Annotated in this window: 19 protein-coding genes; 16 read left to right on the top strand and 3 right to left on the bottom strand. The window is 52.1% G+C overall.

Annotated features, from left to right (window positions below; translation table 11 throughout):
• Window positions 1-44 precede the first annotated feature (44 nt).
• The 10 genes from argH (at window position 45) to hemB (ending at window position 9,836) form a co-directional block, all read left to right on the top strand.
• The gene (gene argH, locus DES54_RS12745; protein WP_113867943.1) at window positions 45-1,418 is read left to right on the top strand and encodes an argininosuccinate lyase; all 1,374 of its coding nucleotides are present in this window, start codon (window positions 45-47) and stop codon (window positions 1,416-1,418) included.
• A 211-nt stretch (window positions 1,419-1,629) separates the two neighbouring features.
• Window positions 1,630-3,099: a DNA recombination protein RmuC gene (gene rmuC, locus DES54_RS12740; RefSeq protein WP_211185849.1), complete on the top strand. Its 1,470-nt coding sequence runs from the start codon at window positions 1,630-1,632 to the stop codon at window positions 3,097-3,099.
• Window positions 3,100-3,294: 195 nt separating this feature from the next.
• Window positions 3,295-4,050, top strand: coding sequence for a bifunctional demethylmenaquinone methyltransferase/2-methoxy-6-polyprenyl-1,4-benzoquinol methylase UbiE (gene ubiE / locus DES54_RS12735; RefSeq protein ID WP_113867941.1), 756 nt, complete (start codon window positions 3,295-3,297; stop codon window positions 4,048-4,050).
• A 12-nt stretch (window positions 4,051-4,062) separates the two neighbouring features.
• The gene (gene ubiJ, locus DES54_RS12730) at window positions 4,063-4,671 is read left to right on the top strand and encodes a ubiquinone biosynthesis protein UbiJ (protein ID WP_113867939.1); all 609 of its coding nucleotides are present in this window, start codon (window positions 4,063-4,065) and stop codon (window positions 4,669-4,671) included.
• On the top strand, window positions 4,668-6,305 hold the full coding sequence (gene ubiB / locus DES54_RS12725; RefSeq protein WP_113867937.1) for a ubiquinone biosynthesis regulatory protein kinase UbiB: 1,638 nt from the start codon (window positions 4,668-4,670) through the stop codon (window positions 6,303-6,305). Before ubiJ ends, ubiB begins: the two co-directional genes overlap by 4 nt.
• A gap of 82 nt (window positions 6,306-6,387) precedes the next feature.
• On the top strand, window positions 6,388-6,648 hold the full coding sequence (gene tatA, locus DES54_RS12720; RefSeq protein ID WP_113867935.1) for a Sec-independent protein translocase subunit TatA: 261 nt from the start codon (window positions 6,388-6,390) through the stop codon (window positions 6,646-6,648).
• Between the two features lie 3 nt (window positions 6,649-6,651).
• Window positions 6,652-7,161 (top strand): Sec-independent protein translocase protein TatB, encoded by a 510-nt coding sequence (gene tatB / locus DES54_RS12715; protein ID WP_113867934.1) that lies wholly within the window; start codon window positions 6,652-6,654, stop codon window positions 7,159-7,161.
• Between the two features lie 3 nt (window positions 7,162-7,164).
• On the top strand, window positions 7,165-7,917 hold the full coding sequence (gene tatC / locus DES54_RS12710) for a Sec-independent protein translocase subunit TatC (RefSeq protein WP_113867932.1): 753 nt from the start codon (window positions 7,165-7,167) through the stop codon (window positions 7,915-7,917).
• Between the two features lie 96 nt (window positions 7,918-8,013).
• Window positions 8,014-8,796, top strand: coding sequence for a 3'-5' ssDNA/RNA exonuclease TatD (gene tatD / locus DES54_RS12705; protein WP_113867930.1), 783 nt, complete (start codon window positions 8,014-8,016; stop codon window positions 8,794-8,796).
• Window positions 8,797-8,813: 17 nt separating this feature from the next.
• Complete coding sequence (gene hemB, locus DES54_RS12700; protein WP_113867928.1) at window positions 8,814-9,836, top strand: porphobilinogen synthase; 1,023 nt, start codon at window positions 8,814-8,816, stop codon at window positions 9,834-9,836.
• A gap of 45 nt (window positions 9,837-9,881) precedes the next feature.
• On the opposite strand, the gene rfaH is transcribed toward hemB, so the two are convergent.
• The gene (rfaH, locus tag DES54_RS12695; RefSeq protein ID WP_113867925.1) at window positions 9,882-10,370 is read right to left on the bottom strand and encodes a transcription/translation regulatory transformer protein RfaH; all 489 of its coding nucleotides are present in this window, start codon (window positions 10,368-10,370) and stop codon (window positions 9,882-9,884) included.
• Between the two features lie 181 nt (window positions 10,371-10,551).
• On the opposite strand from rfaH, the gene ubiD reads away from it, so the two are divergent.
• Entirely contained in the window at window positions 10,552-12,048 is a 1,497-nt protein-coding gene (gene ubiD, locus DES54_RS12690; RefSeq protein ID WP_113867923.1) for a 4-hydroxy-3-polyprenylbenzoate decarboxylase, read from the top strand.
• 53 nt (window positions 12,049-12,101) lie between these two features.
• Entirely contained in the window at window positions 12,102-12,803 is a 702-nt protein-coding gene (gene fre / locus DES54_RS12685; protein ID WP_113867921.1) for an NAD(P)H-flavin reductase, read from the top strand.
• A 68-nt stretch (window positions 12,804-12,871) separates the two neighbouring features.
• Here the strand turns inward: fre and fadA are convergent, their stop codons facing one another.
• Window positions 12,872-14,035 carry an acetyl-CoA C-acyltransferase FadA gene (gene fadA, locus DES54_RS12680; RefSeq protein ID WP_113867919.1) on the bottom strand — a complete coding sequence of 388 codons (1,164 nt, stop codon included), beginning with the start codon at window positions 14,033-14,035 and terminating at the stop codon, window positions 12,872-12,874.
• A gap of 11 nt (window positions 14,036-14,046) precedes the next feature.
• On the bottom strand, window positions 14,047-16,236 hold the full coding sequence (gene fadB / locus DES54_RS12675) for a fatty acid oxidation complex subunit alpha FadB (protein ID WP_113867917.1): 2,190 nt from the start codon (window positions 16,234-16,236) through the stop codon (window positions 14,047-14,049).
• A gap of 184 nt (window positions 16,237-16,420) precedes the next feature.
• On the opposite strand from fadB, the gene pepQ reads away from it, so the two are divergent.
• From pepQ to hemG, 4 genes are read left to right on the top strand one after another with little or no spacing between them, the layout of a single operon-like run.
• Window positions 16,421-17,752 carry a Xaa-Pro dipeptidase gene (gene pepQ / locus DES54_RS12670; protein ID WP_113867915.1) on the top strand — a complete coding sequence of 444 codons (1,332 nt, stop codon included), beginning with the start codon at window positions 16,421-16,423 and terminating at the stop codon, window positions 17,750-17,752.
• Complete coding sequence (locus DES54_RS12665; RefSeq protein ID WP_113867913.1) at window positions 17,752-18,366, top strand: IMPACT family protein; 615 nt, start codon at window positions 17,752-17,754, stop codon at window positions 18,364-18,366. Before pepQ ends, DES54_RS12665 begins: the two co-directional genes overlap by 1 nt.
• A gap of 39 nt (window positions 18,367-18,405) precedes the next feature.
• A complete protein-coding gene (gene trkH, locus DES54_RS12660) occupies window positions 18,406-19,857 on the top strand; it encodes a Trk system potassium transporter TrkH (RefSeq protein ID WP_113867911.1) in 1,452 nt (483 codons plus the stop codon).
• Between the two features lie 20 nt (window positions 19,858-19,877).
• A complete protein-coding gene (gene hemG / locus DES54_RS12655; protein WP_113867909.1) occupies window positions 19,878-20,417 on the top strand; it encodes a menaquinone-dependent protoporphyrinogen IX dehydrogenase in 540 nt (179 codons plus the stop codon).
• The last annotated feature ends 256 nt before the right edge of the window (window positions 20,418-20,673 follow it).

Raw genomic sequence — 20,673 nt, 5'->3', positions numbered from 1 at the left:
ATGATGCCATACCTGCATTTATTTGAATTCCGGGAGTAATGGTTATGGCTTTGTGGGGCGGGCGGTTCAGTCAGGCGGCAGATCAACGGTTTAAACAGTTCAATGACTCACTGCGGTTTGATTACCGTCTGGCGGAGCAGGACATCATCGGCTCGATTGGCTGGTCGAAAGCGTTGGTGACGGTCAATGTGCTCAGCGGGCAGGAGCAACAGCAACTGGAGCAGGCATTGAATGTGCTGTTGGTTGAGGTGCGGGCGGACCCGGAAATGATCCTGCAAAGCGAAGCGGAAGATATCCATAGCTGGGTTGAACAGCGTCTGATTGAAAAAGTCGGCGATCTGGGCAAGAAGCTGCACACGGGACGCAGCCGTAACGATCAGGTCGCAACGGATCTGAAGTTGTGGTGTAAAACGCAGGTCGCCGAACTGCTGTCGGCGGCGCGTCAGTTGCGTCAGGCGCTGGTCGCCACGGCGCAAGACAATCAGGATGCGGTGATGCCGGGTTATACCCATCTGCAACGCGCCCAACCGGTGACGTTTGCCCACTGGTGTCTGGCTTACCACGAAATGCTGGTGCGCGATGAAAGCCGTCTGGAAGATACGTTGAAGCGTCTGGACGTCAGTCCGCTGGGTTGCGGCGCGTTGGCCGGCACCGCCTATCCGATTGATCGCGAACAACTGGCGGGTTGGCTGGGATTTGCCTCGGCGACCCGCAACAGTCTGGATACGGTATCCGATCGTGATCATGTGCTGGAACTTCTGTCTGACGCGTCAATCGGCATGGTGCATTTATCGCGTTTCGCCGAAGATCTGATTTTCTTCAACAGCGGCGAAGCGGCGTTCATTGAGCTTTCAGACCGTGTGACGTCCGGTTCATCGCTGATGCCGCAGAAGAAAAACCCGGATGCGCTGGAGTTGATCCGCGGCAAATGCGGCCGTGTTCAGGGCGCGTTAACCGGGATGATGATGACGCTGAAAGGCTTGCCGCTGGCTTATAACAAGGACATGCAGGAAGACAAGGAAGGCCTGTTCGATGCGTTGGATACCTGGCATGACTGCCTGATGATGGCGGCGCTGGTGTTGGAAGGGATTCAGGTGAAACGTCCGCGCTGTCAGGAAGCGGCGCAGCAGGGTTACGCCAATGCCACGGAACTGGCTGACTATCTGGTCGCAAAAGGCGTGCCGTTCCGCGAAGCGCACCATATTGTCGGCGAGGCGGTGGTCGACGCCATTCGTCAGGGCAAAGCGTTGGAAGCGTTGCCGCTGGCTGACTTGCAGAAATTCAGTGCGGTTATCGCGGATGATGTCTATCCGATCCTGTCGCTGCAATCCTGTCTGGACAAACGTGCCGCGCAGGGCGGTGTTTCACCGCAGCAGGTGGCGAAAGCGATCAGTGATGCGCAACAGCGTCTGGGCTGATTAATACCGACCTTCATTAGACCGTCGATCCCTACTCTCAGGCCGGTAATGTACCGGCCTGAGAAGTTTCATGATTACCTTGAATGCTGCTCGCATTTTTTCCGCTTTTTTCATCGAATTTCATGCCAAAGCGCCCCGTAGCCCGAATTGCCTCTGGACATCCATACAGTATCATTTTACTTTGACGCATAGTGACAGGCGCAGCGGAGGCATGGTGGATATCAATATACTTTATGGGCTGGGCGGCGGCGGCATAGGCTTGCTGGCGGGGTGGCTGATTGCCAGCCTGATGCAGCAACAGCGATTGTCCCGTCATGATACCGAACAACGTCTGCTGGAGCAGACGCTACAGCAGACGCAGACATTGCTGGCGGAAAGCCAACTGGCTTTGCAACAGGATGAACAACGTCTGCGGCAAAATGAGCTGGAATTACGCAACGTCCACGCCCAGTTGTCGGCCAGCCATGAAAGGTTGCAGCAGTTGGGACAACTGCGTGACGAATGCAGCCAGTTAAATCAGGAACTGCGCACGCTGCGGGAGATTAACCGCGCCCAGGAAGCCGAACTACGGGAAGTCACCATCCGGCTTGAAGAAACCCGCATGGCGGCGGAAGAAAAGCAGCGGTTGTTGGTGAATAGCGAACAGCGCCTGACGACCCAGTTTGAGAATCTGGCTAACCGGATTTTCGAACACAGCGGGCGCAGAGTGGACGAGCAGAACAAACAGAGTCTGGATCGCCTGCTTATGCCATTGCGCGAGCAGCTTGATGGTTTTCGCCGTCAGGTTCAGGACAGTTTTGGCGCGGAAGCCCGTGAGCGGCATACGCTGGCGCATGAGATCCGCAATCTGCAACAGTTGAATGCTCAGATGGCGCGTGAGGCCATCAACCTGACCAAAGCGCTGAAAGGGGACAATAAAACGCAGGGCAATTGGGGCGAGGTGGTATTGAGCCGCGTGCTGGAAGCCTCTGGCCTGCGCGAAGGGTATGAATATCAGACTCAGGTCAGTGTACAGACCGGTACCAACAGCCGTATGCAGCCGGACGTTATCGTGCGTTTGCCTCAGGGCAAAGATGTGGTCATCGACGCCAAAATGTCGCTGGTGGCCTATGAGCGCTACTTCAACAGCGAGGATGAGATGGCGCGTCAGGCGGCGCTAAATGAGCATCTGCTTTCCGTTCGCAATCACATCCGCATGTTGGGCAGTAAAGATTATCAGCAATTGCCGGGGCTGCGCTCGCTGGACTATGTCCTGATGTTTATTCCCGTTGAACCGGCTTTTCTGGTGGCGATCGACAGGCAGCCTGAGTTGATCAGCGAAGCGCTAAAGCACAATATTATGCTGGTAAGCCCGACGACATTGCTGGTCGCGCTGCGCACCATCAATAACCTGTGGCGTTATGAGCAGCAGAGCCGTAATGCGCAGCAGATCGCGGAACGGGCGTCGCGGTTGTACGATAAACTGCGTTTATTTGTGGGTGATATGGAAACATTGGGGCAAAGCCTCGATAAAGCGCAAGGCAGTTATCGTCAGGCAATGAATAAACTTTCGTCCGGGCGTGGTAATCTCATTGGTCAGGCGGAAGGTTTCCGTCATCTGGGCGTGGAGATCAAACGTTCCATCAGCCCTTCCCTGGCGGAACAGGCAACGGCGCGGCGCTTTCCGGCGGGACGGACGTAGAGGATCTGCCTGCAAAAGTCGATATGAAAGAAGACTGAACGGTGCGATTGAACAGAGCGCGTGCGGGTTTTTGATCTGTCGTCTTGATCATCCCTCACCGATAAGCATTAGGCGGTAGGCTTTTTATACGGGTCTGTTACACTCTTCCCATCAATCAGGTAGACCCGACATTTGACTGAATAGTAGGCGGATAAAATGGCTAATGAGCAGGAGAAAACAACAGACTTTGGTTTTCGTACTGTCGCCAGGGATGAAAAAGAGGTCATGGTGGCTGACGTTTTTCATTCTGTAGCAGCAAAATACGATCTGATGAATGACCTGATGTCTTTCGGTATTCATCGTATCTGGAAACGTTTCACTATCGAGTGCAGCGGCGTGCGGCGCGGTCAGCGTGTATTGGACGTCGCTGGCGGAACGGGCGATCTGACGGCGAAATTCTCCCGTCTTGTCGGCGATGAAGGTGAAGTGGTGTTGGCCGATATTAATGCGTCAATGTTGAAAGTGGGGCGCGAGAAACTACGCAACAAAGGTATTATAAATAATATCAGCTATGTACAGGCCAATGCGGAAGAGTTGCCTTTCCCTGACGATTTCTTCGACTGCATCACCATCTCTTTTGGCTTACGTAACGTAACAGACAAAAACAAAGCGCTGCGTTCCATGTACCGCGTACTGAAGCCGGGAGGACGTCTGCTGGTGCTGGAGTTCTCTAAACCAACGCTGAAGCCGCTAAGCAAGGTCTACGACCTCTATTCGTTCCATGTTCTGCCGCGGATCGGTGAAATGGTGGCCAGCGATGCCGGTAGCTACCGTTATCTGGCGGAATCCATTCGTATGCATCCCGATCAGGAAACGCTGAAGGGAATGATGAACGACGCCGGTTTTGACAATGTGAATTATTACAATCTTACCGGCGGGATTGTTGCGCTACACCGTGGCTTTAAATTCTGATTGGAAACGCCAATGCTGATAACGTCTGTCTTGACCGCCTCGCTGGAAACGGCGCTGAATCAGTTGCTGTTTCGCGATCGCAGCATGAAAGCGGCGCGTCAGCGTCTACAGGGAAAAAACCTGCAAATCGAGTTGGCTGAACTGGATGCGCCTTTGGTGCTGATCTTCAATGAGCAGCATCTTGATGTGATAAGTCAATGGGGAGAACCGGCTGACTGCCAGCTTAAGACCCGTTTATCCGTCCTGATGAAACTGCGTGATCGCCAGCATCTGTCCGCTCTGATGCGCAGCGGCGATCTGGTGATCGAAGGCGATATTCAGGTGGCGCAGCAGTTTATCGGCCTGCTTGATTTAGCCGAGTTTGATCCCGCGGAATGGCTTGCTCCCTATCTTGGCGACATTGTCGCTCAGGGCCTGAGCCAGACGGCGCAAAAGACACTGCGTTTATTCGGCCAAACCCTGTGCCGAACGCAACGGGCATTATCAGAGACGCTCACGGAAGAGTGGCGTTTAGCGCCGGGTAAACTTGAAAATGCCTGGCTTCATGATGAAATTGCCGTTCTGGAGAAATCAGCCGAACGGTTGTCCGAACGGCTGGCGAAGTTGGAGACCCTACGATGATGCCTGGTGAGCTGATTCGCCTTTACAGCATCGTTCGCGTTTTGCTGAGCTACGGTCTGGATGAACTGATCCCCAAAATGCGTTTGACGATCCCCCTGCGTTTGGGACGCCGTATGTTGTTCTGGTTGCCGAACCAACATCGCAACATGCCATTGGGAGAACGCCTGCGGTTGGCGTTGCAGGAACTGGGCCCGGTCTGGATCAAATTCGGTCAGATGATGTCGACGCGACGCGATCTGTTTCCGCCTGCCATCGCTGATCAACTGGCTATGCTGCAAGATCGTGTCGAGCCCTTTGACGGCAAACTGGCGCGCCAGCAAATTGAGCTTTCGTTAGGGGGGCGGCTGGAAGGTTGGTTCGATGATTTTGACATCAAACCGCTGGCCTCGGCCTCAATTGCCCAAGTGCATACCGCACGTCTGAAAAGTACGGGAAAAGACATTGTCATCAAGGTGATTCGTCCCGATATTTTACCGATCATCAAGGCCGATATGTGTCTTATGAAGAGGCTGGCGGGCTGGTTGCCAAGGCTTATGCCCGACGGACGACGTCTTCGCCCGCGGGAAGTGGTGCAGGAATATGAAAAATCCCTGCTTGATGAGTTGAATCTGCTGCGTGAAGCGGCGAATGCGATTCAACTGAGACGCAATTTTGAAGCAAGCCCGATGCTATATATTCCAGAAGTATACTCGGATTATTGCAGCGAGAGCGTGTTGGTCATGGAGCGTATTTATGGTATTCCGGTTTCGGATATTGCTGCGCTGCAAGCCAACGGAACGAATATGCAGCTTCTGGCGGAGCGCGGCGTACAGGTTTTCTTCACCCAGGTATTCCGCGACAGTTTCTTTCATGCGGATATGCACCCCGGCAATATCTTTATCAATCACCAACATCCCGAGGACCCGCAGTATATCGGGATTGACTGCGGTATCGTCGGTTCGTTGAACAAAGAAGATAAGCGTTATCTGGCAGAGAACTTTATCGCCTTCTTCAATCGTGATTATCGCAAAGTCGCCGAGTTGCATGTGGATTCCGGCTGGGTGCCTGCGGATACCAACGTTGAAGATTTTGAATTTGCTATTCGCACTGTCTGTGAGCCTATTTTTGAAAAGCCGTTAGCGGAAATTTCATTCGGACATGTATTATTGAATCTGTTTAATACGGCGCGTCGTTTTAACATGGAAGTCCAGCCGCAATTGGTGCTGTTGCAGAAAACCCTGCTCTATATCGAAGGCATCGGGCGACAACTCTATCCCCAGCTTGATCTGTGGAAGACGGCGAAACCGTTTTTGGAAACCTGGCTGAAAGAGCAGGTTGGATTACCGGCGATGGTTCGTGCCTTAAAAGAAAAAGCGCCGTTTTGGGCGGAGAAACTTCCCGAAATCCCGGAATTATTTTATGACGGCTTGCGCCAGCATAAGATGCTGAAACAGAGTGTCGATAAGCTTGCCTACGAATTACGGGCTCAGCATGTTCGTCAGGGACAGTCCCGTTATCTGTTGGGTATTGGCGCAACGTTGCTGATCAGTGGTACGGTGTTACTGGTAAGCCATGTTGAAGCCAATATCGTTCCTTCGGGATTGATGGCTGCGGGAATTGTCGCCTGGATTATTGGCTGGCGTCGAACTCGTTGAAACAGATCATGATGCATAGCAGGATTACCTTATAGAATGATGGTAATTTTTATGACCCCCTTTTTTGCAAGAGGTAAACGATATGGGCGGCATTAGTATTTGGAACTTGTTGATTATCGCGGTGATCGTCGTATTGCTTTTTGGCACCAACAAGTTGAGAACGCTGGGTTCCGATCTGGGCGCCTCAATCAAAGGTTTTAAAAAAGCGATGAGTGATGATAAGCCGTCTGGCAGTGCGGATAAGACGGAGCAAGATGCGGATTTTGCGACCAAGTCTATCGCGGAAGAACAGCCGGAAACGAAGCAAGACGACGCCAAGAGTCAGCATAAAGAGCAGGTATAATCGGTGTTTGATATCGGGTTTGGCGAACTGTTGCTGGTTATGGTGATCGGCCTGGTGGTGCTTGGGCCTGAACGATTACCGGTCGCAGTAAGAACGGTGGCTAGCTGGATTAGAACGCTGCGTTCGCTGGCGTCCACGGTTCAGAATGAGTTGTCGCAGGAATTGAAATTGCAGGAGTTGCAGGAAAGCCTGAAGAAGGTGGAAAAAGCTAGTCTGCGAAATTTGTCGCCGGAATTGAAAGCGTCCATGGATGAACTCAAAGAAGCGGCGGAAACAATGAAGCGCAGTTATTCAACATCACCGACCGATGAGGATCCGTCGACAAATCAGCCGCTGAATGATCCTGAAGCGATTCATGACGGCGTGGTTGAGGTTGAAAAAACGCCATCATCAACGTCGGAAGAGCATATTCCGCACAGCAGCCAGGTTGCCGCAGATCTGGTTACACCGACCAAACCCAAATCTGAACAGTCTCCAGCTGTTTCTCTCCACCAAACAAGTGATGATCGTTAGTTTATGGCTGCTGAAGATACTCAACCGCTGATTAGCCACCTGATCGAACTGCGTAAACGGTTACTGAACAGTATTATTTGCATACTGGCAGTGTTCCTGTGCCTGGTATATTTCGCTAACGACATTTATCAGATGGTTTCCGCTCCGCTGATTAAGCAGCTTCCGGTCGGGGCTAGCATGATTGCCACCGATGTCGCATCGCCTTTTTTCACGCCCATCAAACTGACGATGATCGTATCGGTATTTGTCTCCGCGCCGCTGGTGTTGTATCAGGTCTGGGCATTCGTTGCCCCGGCGTTATACAAACATGAACGCCGTCTGATGATGCCGTTGCTGGTTTCCAGTAGTCTGCTGTTCTACGCGGGTATGGCGTTCGCCTACTTTGTGATTTTCCCGCTGGCGTTTGGCTTCTTTGCGAAAACCGCCCCGGAAGGAGTGCTGATTGCGACAGACATCAACAACTATCTCGACTTCGTCATGGCGTTGTTTATGGCCTTTGGCGTATCGTTTGAAGTGCCCATCGCCATTGTCTTGCTATGCTGGAGCGGAGTGATTACTCCGGAGGATCTGAAAAAGAAACGCCCTTATATTCTGGTCGGAGCGTTTGTCGTCGGCATGTTATTGACGCCGCCGGATGTGTTTTCTCAGACGCTATTGGCGATCCCGATGTATCTGTTGTTTGAAATCGGCGTATTTTTCGCCCGGTTTTATGTGGGGAAAGGTCGTCAGACGGAAACCGAAGAACCTTCGCCGTAACGTGATTGTTCCTGTATGCGGATGTGGTAACGAAAATGGCCTCTCTTTGAGAGGCTTTGTTTGTCAGGGTAGCGGCAATAGACGGATAACCAGTTCATGTTTGATATCGGCGTCAATTTAACCAGTTCTCAGTTTGCGAAAGATCGGGAACAGGTCGTCGCTCGCGCAAAGCAGGCTGGCGTCGGCGGCATGCTGATTACCGGAACAAATATTGCGGAAAGCCATCAGGCATTGATACTGGCGGAGCAATATCCGGCTTGCTGCTGGTCGACGGCGGGCGTCCATCCTCATGATGCCAGCCATTGGGATGGCGCCGCCGCCGAGCAGATTTATCGTCTGGCGCAATCGGATGCCGTGGTCGCCATCGGTGAATGTGGTCTCGATTTCAATCGCAATTTCTCGACGCCCGCCCAACAGGAGCAGGCTTTCCGCGACCAGTTAGCGTTAGCGGCCGAGCTCGCTTTACCCGTTTTCCTGCATTGTCGCGATGCGCATACCCGTTTTATCGCCTTGCTGACCCCCTGGCTGAAAAAACTCCCCGCTGCGATCGTGCATTGTTTTACCGGCAATCGCGCTGAGTTGGATGAATGCCTCGCTGCGGGATTAATGGTGGGTATTACCGGTTGGGTCTGCGATGAGCGTCGGGGCCTTGAATTGCGTGCGCTGCTAAAACATATTCCAGAAGATTGGTTGTTATTGGAAACCGATGCGCCTTATTTGTTACCCCGGGATTTAAGTCCTAAACCTGCACCCCGCCGTAACGAGCCCTGTTTTCTGCCGCATATTATCCGCCAGGTCGCCAGTTGGCGCGGAGAAGATGCCATATGGCTGGGCCAGAAAACAGATGAAAATGCTCGCCGGGTTTTCCGGCTGGCTTGATTCAGGAGAATAATTATATGAGCAATGTTTTTCCCGGCACCTTTCCTGGTCGGCGTATGCGCCGTATCCGTCGCTATGATTTCAGTCGTCGCCTTGTTGCTGAACATCAACTGACGGTCAATGACCTGATTTACCCGATGTTTGTCATGGAGGGTACGAATCAGCGGCAGGAAGTATCCTCCATGCCGGGGGTTTTCAGAATGTCGATGGATGTGCTGCAAAAAGAGGCGGAGGCGATTGCTAAACTGGGGATCCCTGTTTTGTCGCTGTTTCCGGTTATTGAGGCGGATAAAAAATCGTTACATGCCGAAGAAGCCTATAACCCGGATGGTCTGGTACAACGGGCGGTTCGCGCACTTAAGGACGCAGTGCCGGAGTTGGGCTTGCTGACGGATGTGGCGCTCGATCCGTATACCACCCACGGGCAGGATGGCATCATTGATGACACCGGTTATGTGACGAACGATATCACCAAAGAGATTCTGGTCAGACAAGCGTTATCCCATGCAGAGGCCGGGGCTGAAATTGTTGCGCCCAGCGATATGATGGACGGACGGATCGGCGCAGTCCGTGAGGCGCTGGAAGCGCAGAACCTGATCAATACCCAGATTATGGCGTATTCGGCCAAATATGCTTCCTGTTACTACGGTCCGTTTCGGGATGCCATTGGTTCGGCGGGACATCTGAAAGGCGGCAATAAAAAAACCTATCAAATGGACCCTGCTAACAGTGATGAGGCCTTGCAGGAGATTGCCTTGGATCTTCAGGAAGGGGCGGATATGGTGATGGTCAAACCCGGTATGCCTTATCTGGATGTGGTGACGCGGGTGAAGGCGTCGTTTGGCGTGCCGACGTTCGCCTATCAGGTTTCCGGCGAGTATGCGATGCATATGGCGGCCATCCAGAATGGCTGGCTACAGGAACAGCCTGTCGTTATGGAATCGTTGCTGTGTTTTAAACGGGCGGGAGCGGATGGGGTCTTGACCTACTTTGCCAAGCGTGTCGCACAGTGGCTGCACGATCAGCATTTACAGCGCTGATCGGGCGGCGCCATGTCAGAGCGGCTTGCTGTCGCTCTGACGAGATTACATTTTCTGAAACTGCCGATTATCAATACTTTGCCGAACCTGTTTGTTCAGAAAATTCAACAACAGCATCGAACGGGCTTCACCATCGGGTTCGGTATAGATTGCTTGCAGGCCGCTGAAAATGCCGTCGGTAATCAACACTTCATCACCCGGTTGCGGGGTCTGAGGATCGGTAATTCCTTGCGTTGGATGTAATAACAGATCGTCTATCACCTGCTGAGGGATGATGGCTGGCACATTGCCGAAGCGCACGAAATTACTGACGCCACGGGTGGCGCTGATTGTGGTGGTGTGGATTCGCTCAGGATCGAATTCGACAAACAGATAGTTCGGAAAGAGCGGTTCGCAAACCTCGGTACGTTTACCACGCACAATTTTATCCAGTGTGATCATGGGGCTCATGCAGGCCACATCCTGGCGTTCAAGATGCTTTTTCGCCCGAAGCAGTTGACCACGTTTACAATATAGTAAGTACCAGACTTCCATAATTTCACAGACCCATGATTATGACAGGCAAGCATAACAAAAGCGGAGCCGGATAAAAAATTTTTAACATGGTTTTGCCTTCCTGATGGGGATGTCCTGGGGACTCGCTATAAATAGCCGCACGAAGAAGCGACAGGCTTAACAAGAAACTTTATAATGGTCGCCTCGACAGACTGCCCCGATGATCAGCATGAAATACCGTGACTTACGCGAATTCCTCTCGTTGCTGGAAGAGAGGGGTGAATTGAAACGAATTAGCCAGCCCATTGATCCCTATCTTGAAATGACGGAAATTGCCGACCGTACCTTGCGTGCGGAGGGGCCAGCATTGTTGTTTGAAAACCCGAAGGGTTATGACATGCCGGTGCTGTGCAATTTATTTGGCACGCCGAAGCGTGTCGCGCTCGGTATGGGGCAGGAAGATGTCAATGCCTTGCGCGAAGTCGGAAAATTGCTGGCATTTTTGAAAGAGCCCGAGCCACCAAAAGGATTTCGTGATCTGGTGGATAAAATGCCGAAGTTCCGGCAGGTGTTGAACATGCCGACCAAGCGATTATCGTCCGCGCCATGTCAGGAACAAGTGTGGCAAGGCGATGATGTTGATTTGCATCGAATACCTGTAATGCAGTGCTGGCCGGAGGATGCGGCGCCGCTCATTACCTGGGGGCTGACTGTCACGCGCGGGCCGAATAAAGAGCGCCAGAATCTGGGGATTTACCGCCAGCAACTGCTGGGGAAAAACAAGCTGATTATGCGGTGGTTATCGCATCGCGGCGGGGCGCTGGACTTTCAGGAATGGTGTCAGGAAAATCCCGGACAGCGTTTTCCGGTTTCTGTCGCGTTGGGTGCTGATCCAGCGACAATTTTGGCGGCGGTAACCCCTGTCCCGGATACGTTATCCGAGTATGCTTTTGCCGGTTTATTGCGCGGCCATAAAACAGAAGTCGTGCAATGCTTGTCTAATGATCTGGAAGTGCCCGCCAGTACGGAAATCGTTCTGGAAGGCTATATTGAAGCGGGTGAAATGGCACCGGAAGGGCCGTATGGCGATCATACCGGTTACTACAATGAGGTCGATAATTTCCCGGTGTTTACGGTCACCCACATTACCCAGCGGAGTGACGCGATTTATCATTCCACTTATACGGGGCGACCGCCCGATGAACCGGCGGTATTGGGCGTGGCGCTGAACGAAGTCTTTGTTCCCATTCTGCAAAAGCAGTTTCCTGAAATTGTCGATTTTTATTTGCCCCCGGAGGGTTGCTCTTATCGTCTGGCGGTAGTTACCATGAAGAAGCAGTACGCCGGTCATGCGAAACGCGTCATGATGGGCGTCTGGTCTTTTTTACGGCAGTTTATGTACACGAAGTTTGTTATTGTCTGTGACGATGACATTAACGCCCGTGACTGGAAAGATGTGATCTGGGCGATCACCACACGTATGGATCCGGCACGCGACACCGTAATCGTGGAAAATACACCAATCGACTATCTGGATTTCGCCTCGCCGGTTTCCGGTTTAGGTTCCAAAATGGGACTGGACGCCACCAATAAATGGCCGGGCGAAACACAGCGCGAGTGGGGACATCCGATCAAAAAAGATCCACAGGTATGCGCCCGTATTGATGCCATATGGGACGAGCTTGCTATTTTTAATGACAGAGAACCCCGGCGTTAAGTGGTTATTGCTCTGTTCTCAGTTTTGCTTTTATGACCCTACAGAGGGAATGCATGACAACATTGAGCTGTAAAGTTACCTTGGTAGAGGCCATAACCGACACGGTTTATCGCGTTCGCTTATTACCTGAGGCGCCTTTTTCTTTTCGTGCAGGTCAGTATCTGGTGGTGGTGATGGACGATCGCGATAAGCGTCCTTTCTCATTGGCGTCAACGCCAATGGATCAGAATTTCATCGAGTTACACATTGGCGCGTCCGAACTGAATCTGTATGCGATGGCGGTGATGGAACGCATTCTTAAAGAGAAAGTTCTGACGGTGGATATCCCGCATGGTGAAGCCTGGCTACGGGAAGACAGCCAGCGTCCGTTGGTGTTGATTGCCGGCGGAACCGGTTTTTCATATGCCCGCTCTATTCTGCTGACGGCACTGGCGCAGCAGCCTGAACGCCCTGTTTCGATTTACTGGGGGGGAAGGGAAAGCAAGCATCTCTATGACCTTGGCGAACTGGAAAAACTGACGCAGCAATATCCTAATTTGCAGGTTATTCCGGTGGTCGAGCAGCCTGAAGAGGGTTGGCGTGGACGAACCGGTACGGTGTTAAGCGCGGTGTTGCAGGATTACGGCTCATTAGCCGATCAGGATATTTATATTGCTGGTCGTTTTGAAATGGCGAAAATCGCACGGGAGCGTTTCTGCAATGAACGCGGTGCGCTTGCCGCCCACATGTTCAGCGATGCCTTTTCGTTTATCTAAACCTATTACCATAATCTGTGAATATAAAAACCCTGCTTGTCATCAACGGGGTTTTTATGTCGACGAACTCAGGGGCGTTCAAAAACCGTCGCGATGCCTTGTCCCAATCCAATGCACATAGTTGCCACGCCAAACTGGACATCCCGGCGTTCCATAAGGTTGATAAGCGTGGTCGATATGCGGGTGCCTGAACAACCCAACGGGTGACCGAGTGCAATGGCGCCGCCGTTGAGGTTGACTTTCTCATCCAGTCGTTCCAGCAGGCCGAGATCTTTGATACACGCCAGGGTTTGGGCGGCGAAAGCTTCATTAAGCTCAAAAAGCCCAATATCCGACAGGCTCAGTCCTGCGCGCTTCAATGCCAGATGAGTGGCGGGGACGGGACCATATCCCATAATCGACGGATCGCAACCGACCACGGCCATTGATCGGATCCGTGCTCGCGCCTTTAACCCCAGGGAAGCGGCGCGTGATTCGCTCATGATCAACATGGCGGAGGCGCCATCGGCAAGGGCGGACGAACTACCGGCGGTCACGGTGCCGTTGACGTGATCAAAGGCTGGTTTTAAGGCGGTCAGGCTGGCTACGCTGGTTTCCGGGCGAATGACTTCGTCGTAGTCGAAACGCTGTAACACACCGTCGGCGTCATGGCCGGAGGTTGGTATGATTTCATGGTGAAAAGCGCCCGATTTGGTCGCGTGATCGGCTTTCTGATGGGAGCGTGCGGCAAATTGATCTTGCATTTGCCGGCTGATATTGTGCATGCGCGCCAGCATTTCGGCGGTCAACCCCATCATGCCGGCGGCTTTGGCGGTGGTTCGGCCCAGCCCAGGGTGGAAATCCACACCATGATTCATGGGAACATGTCCCATATGTTCAACACCGCCAATCAGACAGGCATGAGCATCGCCGACCATGATGGCGCGAGCCGCATCATGCAGCGCCTGCATGGATGAGCCACATAGCCGATTCACGGTAGTGGCAGGGACGCTCGTCGGAATTTCCGCCAGTAATGCCGCATTACGGGCAATGTTGAAACCCTGCTCAAGGGTTTGTTGCACGCATCCCCAATAAATATCATCAATGCTGGCGGCTTCAAGCGCTGGGTTACGGCTCAGCAGGCTACGCATCAGATGGGCAGACAAGTCTTCGGCCCGTATCTGACGGAACGCACCGCCTTTAGCGCGTCCCATCGGGGTGCGTATGGCATCAACAACCACTACATTTTCCATATTGTTTTCCCTCATGCCGGTTGCCCGTGAGAAACGTTCGCGTGCGGTGCGACGGGTGGGTAAAAACTTTCATTACCGTGGGCTTTTTGCCTCAGGCCGTCAGGAACCTGATAGAGTGGTCCAAGCGATGATAATTGCTGTGCCATTTCCAGATACCGGGCGCTGCCTAGCGTATCCAGATAGCGGCAGGCACCGCCGTGGAATCGCGGGAAGCCGAGGCCATACACCAGCGCCATATCAGCTTCTGCCGGACTCGCAACAATGCCTTCCTCCAGGCAACGCGCCACTTCGTTAATCATGGGGATCATCATCCGGGCGATAATCGCTTCCGCGCTGAAATTCTTTCCTGGCAGGCTGACTGAAGACAGTAAATGCTCGGTGGTATCGTCCCGCTCTTTACGTGGTTTTCCTTTATGGTCGGTTTGATAGCGGTAGAAACCCCGACCGTTTTTCTGACCAAAACGCTGATTATCGAACAACACGTCAATGGCATCCCGATAATCTTTTGCCATGCGTTGCGGGAACCCTTGAGACATCACGGCCTGCGCATGATGGGCTGTGTCAATGCCGACCACATCCAACAGGTAGGCCGGACCCATCGGCCAACCGAACTGCTGCTCCATAACGTTATCAATTGCATAAAAATCCGCGCCGTCGCGCATCAGCAAACTGAATGCGGCGAAGTAGGGGAACAGCACGCGATTAACAAAGAAGCCGGGACAATCGTTGACGACAATGGGGATTTTTCCCATTTTGCTGGCGTAAGCCACCACACGGGCAGTGGTTTTTTCATCGGTTTGCGGGCCACGAATAATCTCCACCAACGGCATACGGTGAACCGGGTTAAAGAAGTGCATACCGCAAAAGTTTTGCGGCCGTTTTAAAGACGCCGCCAACAGTGCAATGGGAATGGTTGATGTGTTGGAAGCCAGCACGGTATGTGGCGTGACGTGAGATTCGGTTTCGGCCAGTACGCCGGCCTTTACTGTTGGATTTTCGACAACGGCTTCAACCACTAGATCCATGCGCTCAAAACCGGCGTAATCCAGCGTCGGATGAATATTGGCGAGTATCTGCGCCATTTTTATCCCATCCAGCTTGCCGCGTTCCAATTGTTTATTCAGCAGCTTCGCCGCTTCGTTCATGCCAAGGGCGAGCGGTTTGTCATTGATGTCTTTCATGCGGATCGGGATGCCTTTGTACGCCGACTGATAGGCAATTCCACCGCCCATAATCCCAGCGCCCAGTACAGCGGCCCGCTCCGGCGGCGACGGATGGCCGACAAGTTTTTTTGCTTTCGCTTTTACATATTGATCGTTAAGGAAAATACCAACCAGCGCACGAGCGGCGTCTGAGCGGGCCAACGGCACAAAGTTTTGCGTTTCAAGCCGCAGCGCCGCATCGCGCGTCATGGATGCCGCGGCTTCGATGGTCTTCACGGCTGTCATGGGGGCGGGGTAATGTTTGCCAGCGGTTTGCAATACCGTGGCCTTCGCAGTAGCGAAACTCATGCTCGCTTCAATCCTACTCAGCTTCAATGCTTCCAGTTTGGGGCGTCGACAGGCTTGCCAGTCGAGATCCCCCTTAATTGCCTGCTTCAATATTTTTATTGCGGCCGAGTGAAGTTTTTCCTCTGCGACAACCGCCTGCACCAAACCTATCTTTAACGCCTCATCTGCACCGATATCTTTGCCTGCGACGATTATTTCCAGCGCACTGTCCGCTCCCAGCAGGCGTGGCAGACGTACCGTGCCGCCGAAACCCGGCATAATGCCCAACCGAGTTTCGGGCAAACCGATGCGTAAATCGACGGCGGCAAGGCGAAAATCGGTCGCCAGTACACATTCACAACCACCGCCCAGAGCATAACCATTAATGGCGGACAGCGTGGGTATCGGTAAATCTTCCAGACGATTAAAAATACGGTTCGCGAAGGTTAACCACTCATGAAGTTTATCGGCGGGGGCGGCGAACAGAGAGAGGAATTCTGTAATGTCCGCACCGACAATAAATGCGGGCATGTCTGAACGTAATAACAATCCTTGTAGTGATGTTTGCTGTGCCAGAACATCAAGCGCTCTGCCCAGGCTGGCAACGGTGCGGGTATCTAACTTATTAACGGAGCCTGGGGCGGCAAAGACCAACTCGGCGATGCCATCTTCAAGCCAATTAAGGTAGAGGGTTTCACCTTGATAAAGCATGTTCATCTCCAGAGACAGGGGTAAACTCTGGTACGACCAGATGATTGAATTGTGATTATAATGTTAATTTTTTGCAAACGAGAGATTGATTTTTTGCCGGTTAGATCACAAAGCAGCAGAAACTGTCGTTGAGACGCGGCTGTGTTAAAATAGAAAGATCGTGTTGTGACGAACAGGGATCTACATGGAAAAACTGGCTTCTTTATATCACCATCATCTGGCGACGTTGCAGCAGCGCACACAGGCCGTTCTGGAACGGCATCGGCTTGATGCGTTGTTAATTCATTCTGGTGAGTGCTTGACCGTATTTCTGGACGATCACGACTACCCCTTTAAGGTCAATCCGCAGTTTAAAGCCTGGGTTCCGGTGACACAGGTCCCCCATTGCTGGCTATGGGTGGATGGGGTCAATCCGCCCAAATTGTGGTTCTATTCGCCGATCGATTACTGGCATAACGTCGCTCCCATACCAGACAGTTTCTGGACCAACGACATCGAGATCTCGGTTTTACGTCATGCCGACGATATCGGCACATTGCTCCCGATGCCGCGCCAGCGTGTGGCTTATCTTGGCTGTACCCCACAGCGTGCGCTGGATTTAGGTATACAGGCGGAAAACATCAATCCGCAGGGTGTGCTGGATTATCTGCACTATCACCGCGCTTATAAAACCGACTATGAACTGGTCTGCATGCGGGAAGCGCAGAAAACCGCGGTGGTCGGGCATCGTGCCGCACATGAAGCCTTTCTGTCCGGTATGAGCGAATTTGATATCAATTTGGCCTACCTGACGGCGACCGGTCATCGCGATACCGATGTGCCTTATAGCAACATTATCGCGTTGAATGAGCATGCCGCAGTATTGCATTACACCCAACTGGAGCATCAGGTTCCATCGGAAGTGCGCAGTTTTCTGATTGATGCGGGCGCGGAATATAATGGCTATGCGGCTGATTTGACGCGCACGTATTCTTCCCTGAGCGATAATGCGTTTGCCGCGCTGGTCAAAGATCTGAATCAGGAACAGATCAGTCTGATCGATACCATTCAGGGTGGCGTTCGCTATACCGATTACCACCTGCAAATGCATCAACGTATTGCGAATTTGTTGAAATCACATCAGTTGATTCAGGGGATCAGCGCCGAAGCGATTGTGGAAAACGGACTGACCGCGCCTTTCTTTCCACATGGATTAGGCCATGCATTAGGGCTACAGGTCCATGATGTCGCAGGTTTTATGCAGGATGATCGCGGCACTTGTCTGGCGGCGCCTTCTCAACATCCTTATTTGCGTTGTACCCGGATTCTTGAACCGGGCATGGTATTGACTATCGAACCCGGCATTTACTTCATCGAGTCGTTACTTGAACCCTGGCGTTCCGGCGCATTCAGCCAGCATTTCGACTGGCAGAGGATCGATGCGTTGAAACCGTTTGGCGGCATCCGCATTGAAGATAATATTGTCATTCATGAAAAGCGTGTTGAGAACATGACTCGCGATCAGAATCTGGCCTGATGCAGTGTTATTCGATCCCCCTTGAGACAGTAAGTTTCACGGAGGAAATCAAAAAAAGCCGTTTTATTACCATGCTGGCGCCTACGCAAGGGACAGATGCCGCAAAAGCCTTTATTCAGCAGGTAAAGGAATGGCATCCCGCAGCGGGTCATCATTGCTGGGCATTTGTGGCAGGCGCCCCGGATGATTCTCAGCAACTAGGCTTTTCTGATGATGGCGAACCTTCAGGAACCGCGGGCAAGCCGATGCTGGCGCAACTGATGGGAAGCGGTGTCGGCGAAATTACTGCGGTCGTCGTTCGTTACTATGGTGGAATACAACTGGGTACTGGCGGGCTGGTGAAAGCCTATGGCGGTGGTGTTCAACAGGCTTTGAGGTTGATGCCGCAGCAAGAGAAAGTGTTACAGAAAGAATATGATTTACGATGTGACTATGCGCTACTGGCTCAGGTCGAGGTGCTGATATATCAACTCGGCGGACAAATCCTGCATAGTGAATACGGTGCGGAGGTGGCACTGCGTTTGTCTATTCCTGTTCACGGGGAAGAGGACGCGGCGGTGAGATTGCGCGATCTGAGTCGTGGTTCGTTGCATTTATTGCCAATTTCACAATAATCCCAGCGCAGTTTTATGAATCACTAAGGAATTTTTGCAATGCATTTGCGTGCCATAACCCGAATTGTAGGCCTGCTGGTTATCCTTTTTTCCGGGACAATGTTTATCCCCGGACTGGTGGCCTTAATCTACCGTGATGGCGCTGGTCGGGCTTTCATCCAGACATTTTTTGTCGCACTGGCTATCGGGATAATGCTTTGGCTGCCTAACCGCAAGCAACGCCATGAGTTGAAATCGCGGGAAGGATTCCTGATAGTGGTCCTGTTCTGGACCGTGCTCGGTAGTGTCGGGGCATTGCCTTTCCTATTTGCCGAACATCCGAATCTTGGTTTTACGGATGCTTTTTTCGAGTCTTTTTCCGGTCTGACCACGACAGGGGCGACCACGCTGGTGGGGTTGGATTCACTGCCCAAGGCAATACTCTTCTATCGGCAGATGCTGCAATGGTTCGGCGGTATGGGGATCATCGTCCTGGCGGTCGCCATTCTGCCTATTCTGGGCGTGGGTGGTATGCAGCTTTATCGCGCAGAAATGCCGGGGCCGCTGAAAGACAACAAGATGCGACCGAGAATTGCTGATACGGCGAAAACGCTATGGTTAATCTATTTGTTGCTTACTGTTGCCTGTGCCCTCGCGCTGTGGCTGGCTGGAATGCCGGTTTTTGACGCAATCGGTCACAGCTTCTCAACGGTATCGGTAGGTGGTTTTTCTACTCATGACGCGAGCATCGGCTATTTTAACAGTCCGACGATTAATACCATTATTGTCATCTTCTTATTGATATCTGGTTGTAACTTTGGTTTGCACTTTGCCGCATTAAGCGGGCGCAGCCTGCGGGTTTATTGGCGCGATCCCGAATTTAGGATGTTCATTTTTGTCCAGATGTCCCTGGTGACGGTATGTACTGTCGTACTGTGGTTTCACAATGTCTATGCCAGCACTATGCAAACGCTGAATCAGGCGTTTTTCCAGGTTGTCTCTATGGCGACGACGGCAGGTTTTATGACCGACAGTGTTGCTTCATGGCCTTTATTTTTGCCGGTACTGCTCCTATGTTCAGCTTTTATTGGTGGTTGTGCTGGCTCGACCGGCGGGGGATTGAAGGTTATTCGTATTCTGCTGCTTTTTCTGCAAGGTTCACGTGAATTGAAACGACTGGTGCACCCCAATGCGGTTTACACGATAAAATTGGGCCATCGAGCCTTGCCCGAACGGATACTTGAAGCCGTATGGGGATTTTTTTCCGCCTATGCGCTGGTTTTTATCGTCAGTATGTTGGCTGTTATTGCGACAGGTGTTGATGATTTTTCCGCGTTTACCGCTGTCGCGGCAACGTTAAATAATTTGGGGCCTGGTCTGGGTGTCGTCGCGGACAACTTCACTTCCATGAATGATGCCGCGAAGTGGATTTTAATCCTGACCATGCTGTTCGGCCGTTTGGAAGTGTTTACTCTTTTAGTTTTATTCACGCCGACATTCTGGCGTGAATGAAGTGGCAAAGGAATAGCGAAATGAAAGCGTTGATTTTGTTTTCGAGTAAAGATGGACAAACAAGAGCGATCGCCTCTTATATTGCCAACATCTTAAAAGAAGGGCTGGAGTGTGATGTCATTAGCTTACTTAGTGCGCATGATCTTGATTTGACGAAATACGATCGTATTCTGATCGGCGCTTCTGTGCGATATGGTCGGTTTCATCCTGCGGTTGATCAGTTCATTCTCCATAACCTTGCATATTTACAATACATACCCAGCGCTTTTTTCTCAGTCAATCTTACTGCCCGCAAACCAGAGAAACGTTCAATTCAAACGAACGCTTATACGCGTAAATTCCTGTTGAACTCTCCCTGGCAGCCGGACTTGTGCGGTGTTTTTGCGGGAGCGCTGCGTTATCCGCGTTATCGCTGGTTTGATCGTGTAATGATTCAACTCATTATGCGGATGACCGGAGGAGAAACGGATAGCAGTAAAGAAATTGAATATACAGATTGGCAGCAGGTAGCGCGATTCGCGCAGGCGTTCGGGCAATTGACGGCGAAAAAGTCCTCATAACGCCGTCTTTACCAGCGGGTTGCCGAAAAAAAACGCACTCGATCATTTTTTTGCATTTAGCGCTTGTCAGCGGCGGATAAGTGCCTGTAATGCGCCACCACTGACCCGGCGACAGCGGCTTGCGCGGTTGTGAGGTGAGTGGGGAGTCGGGGAATAATCACTTGACTCTGAAAGAGGAAAGCGTAATATACGCCACCTCGCGTTAGTGGCTAAGGCCAGTACGCACTGCTCTTTAACAATTGAATCAGACAATCTG

Source organism: Brenneria salicis ATCC 15712 = DSM 30166 (genome assembly GCF_003315515.1).
Classification (GTDB): Bacteria; Pseudomonadota; Gammaproteobacteria; order Enterobacterales; family Enterobacteriaceae; genus Brenneria; species Brenneria salicis.
This window is presented reverse-complemented; position numbering and strand designations above follow the sequence as displayed.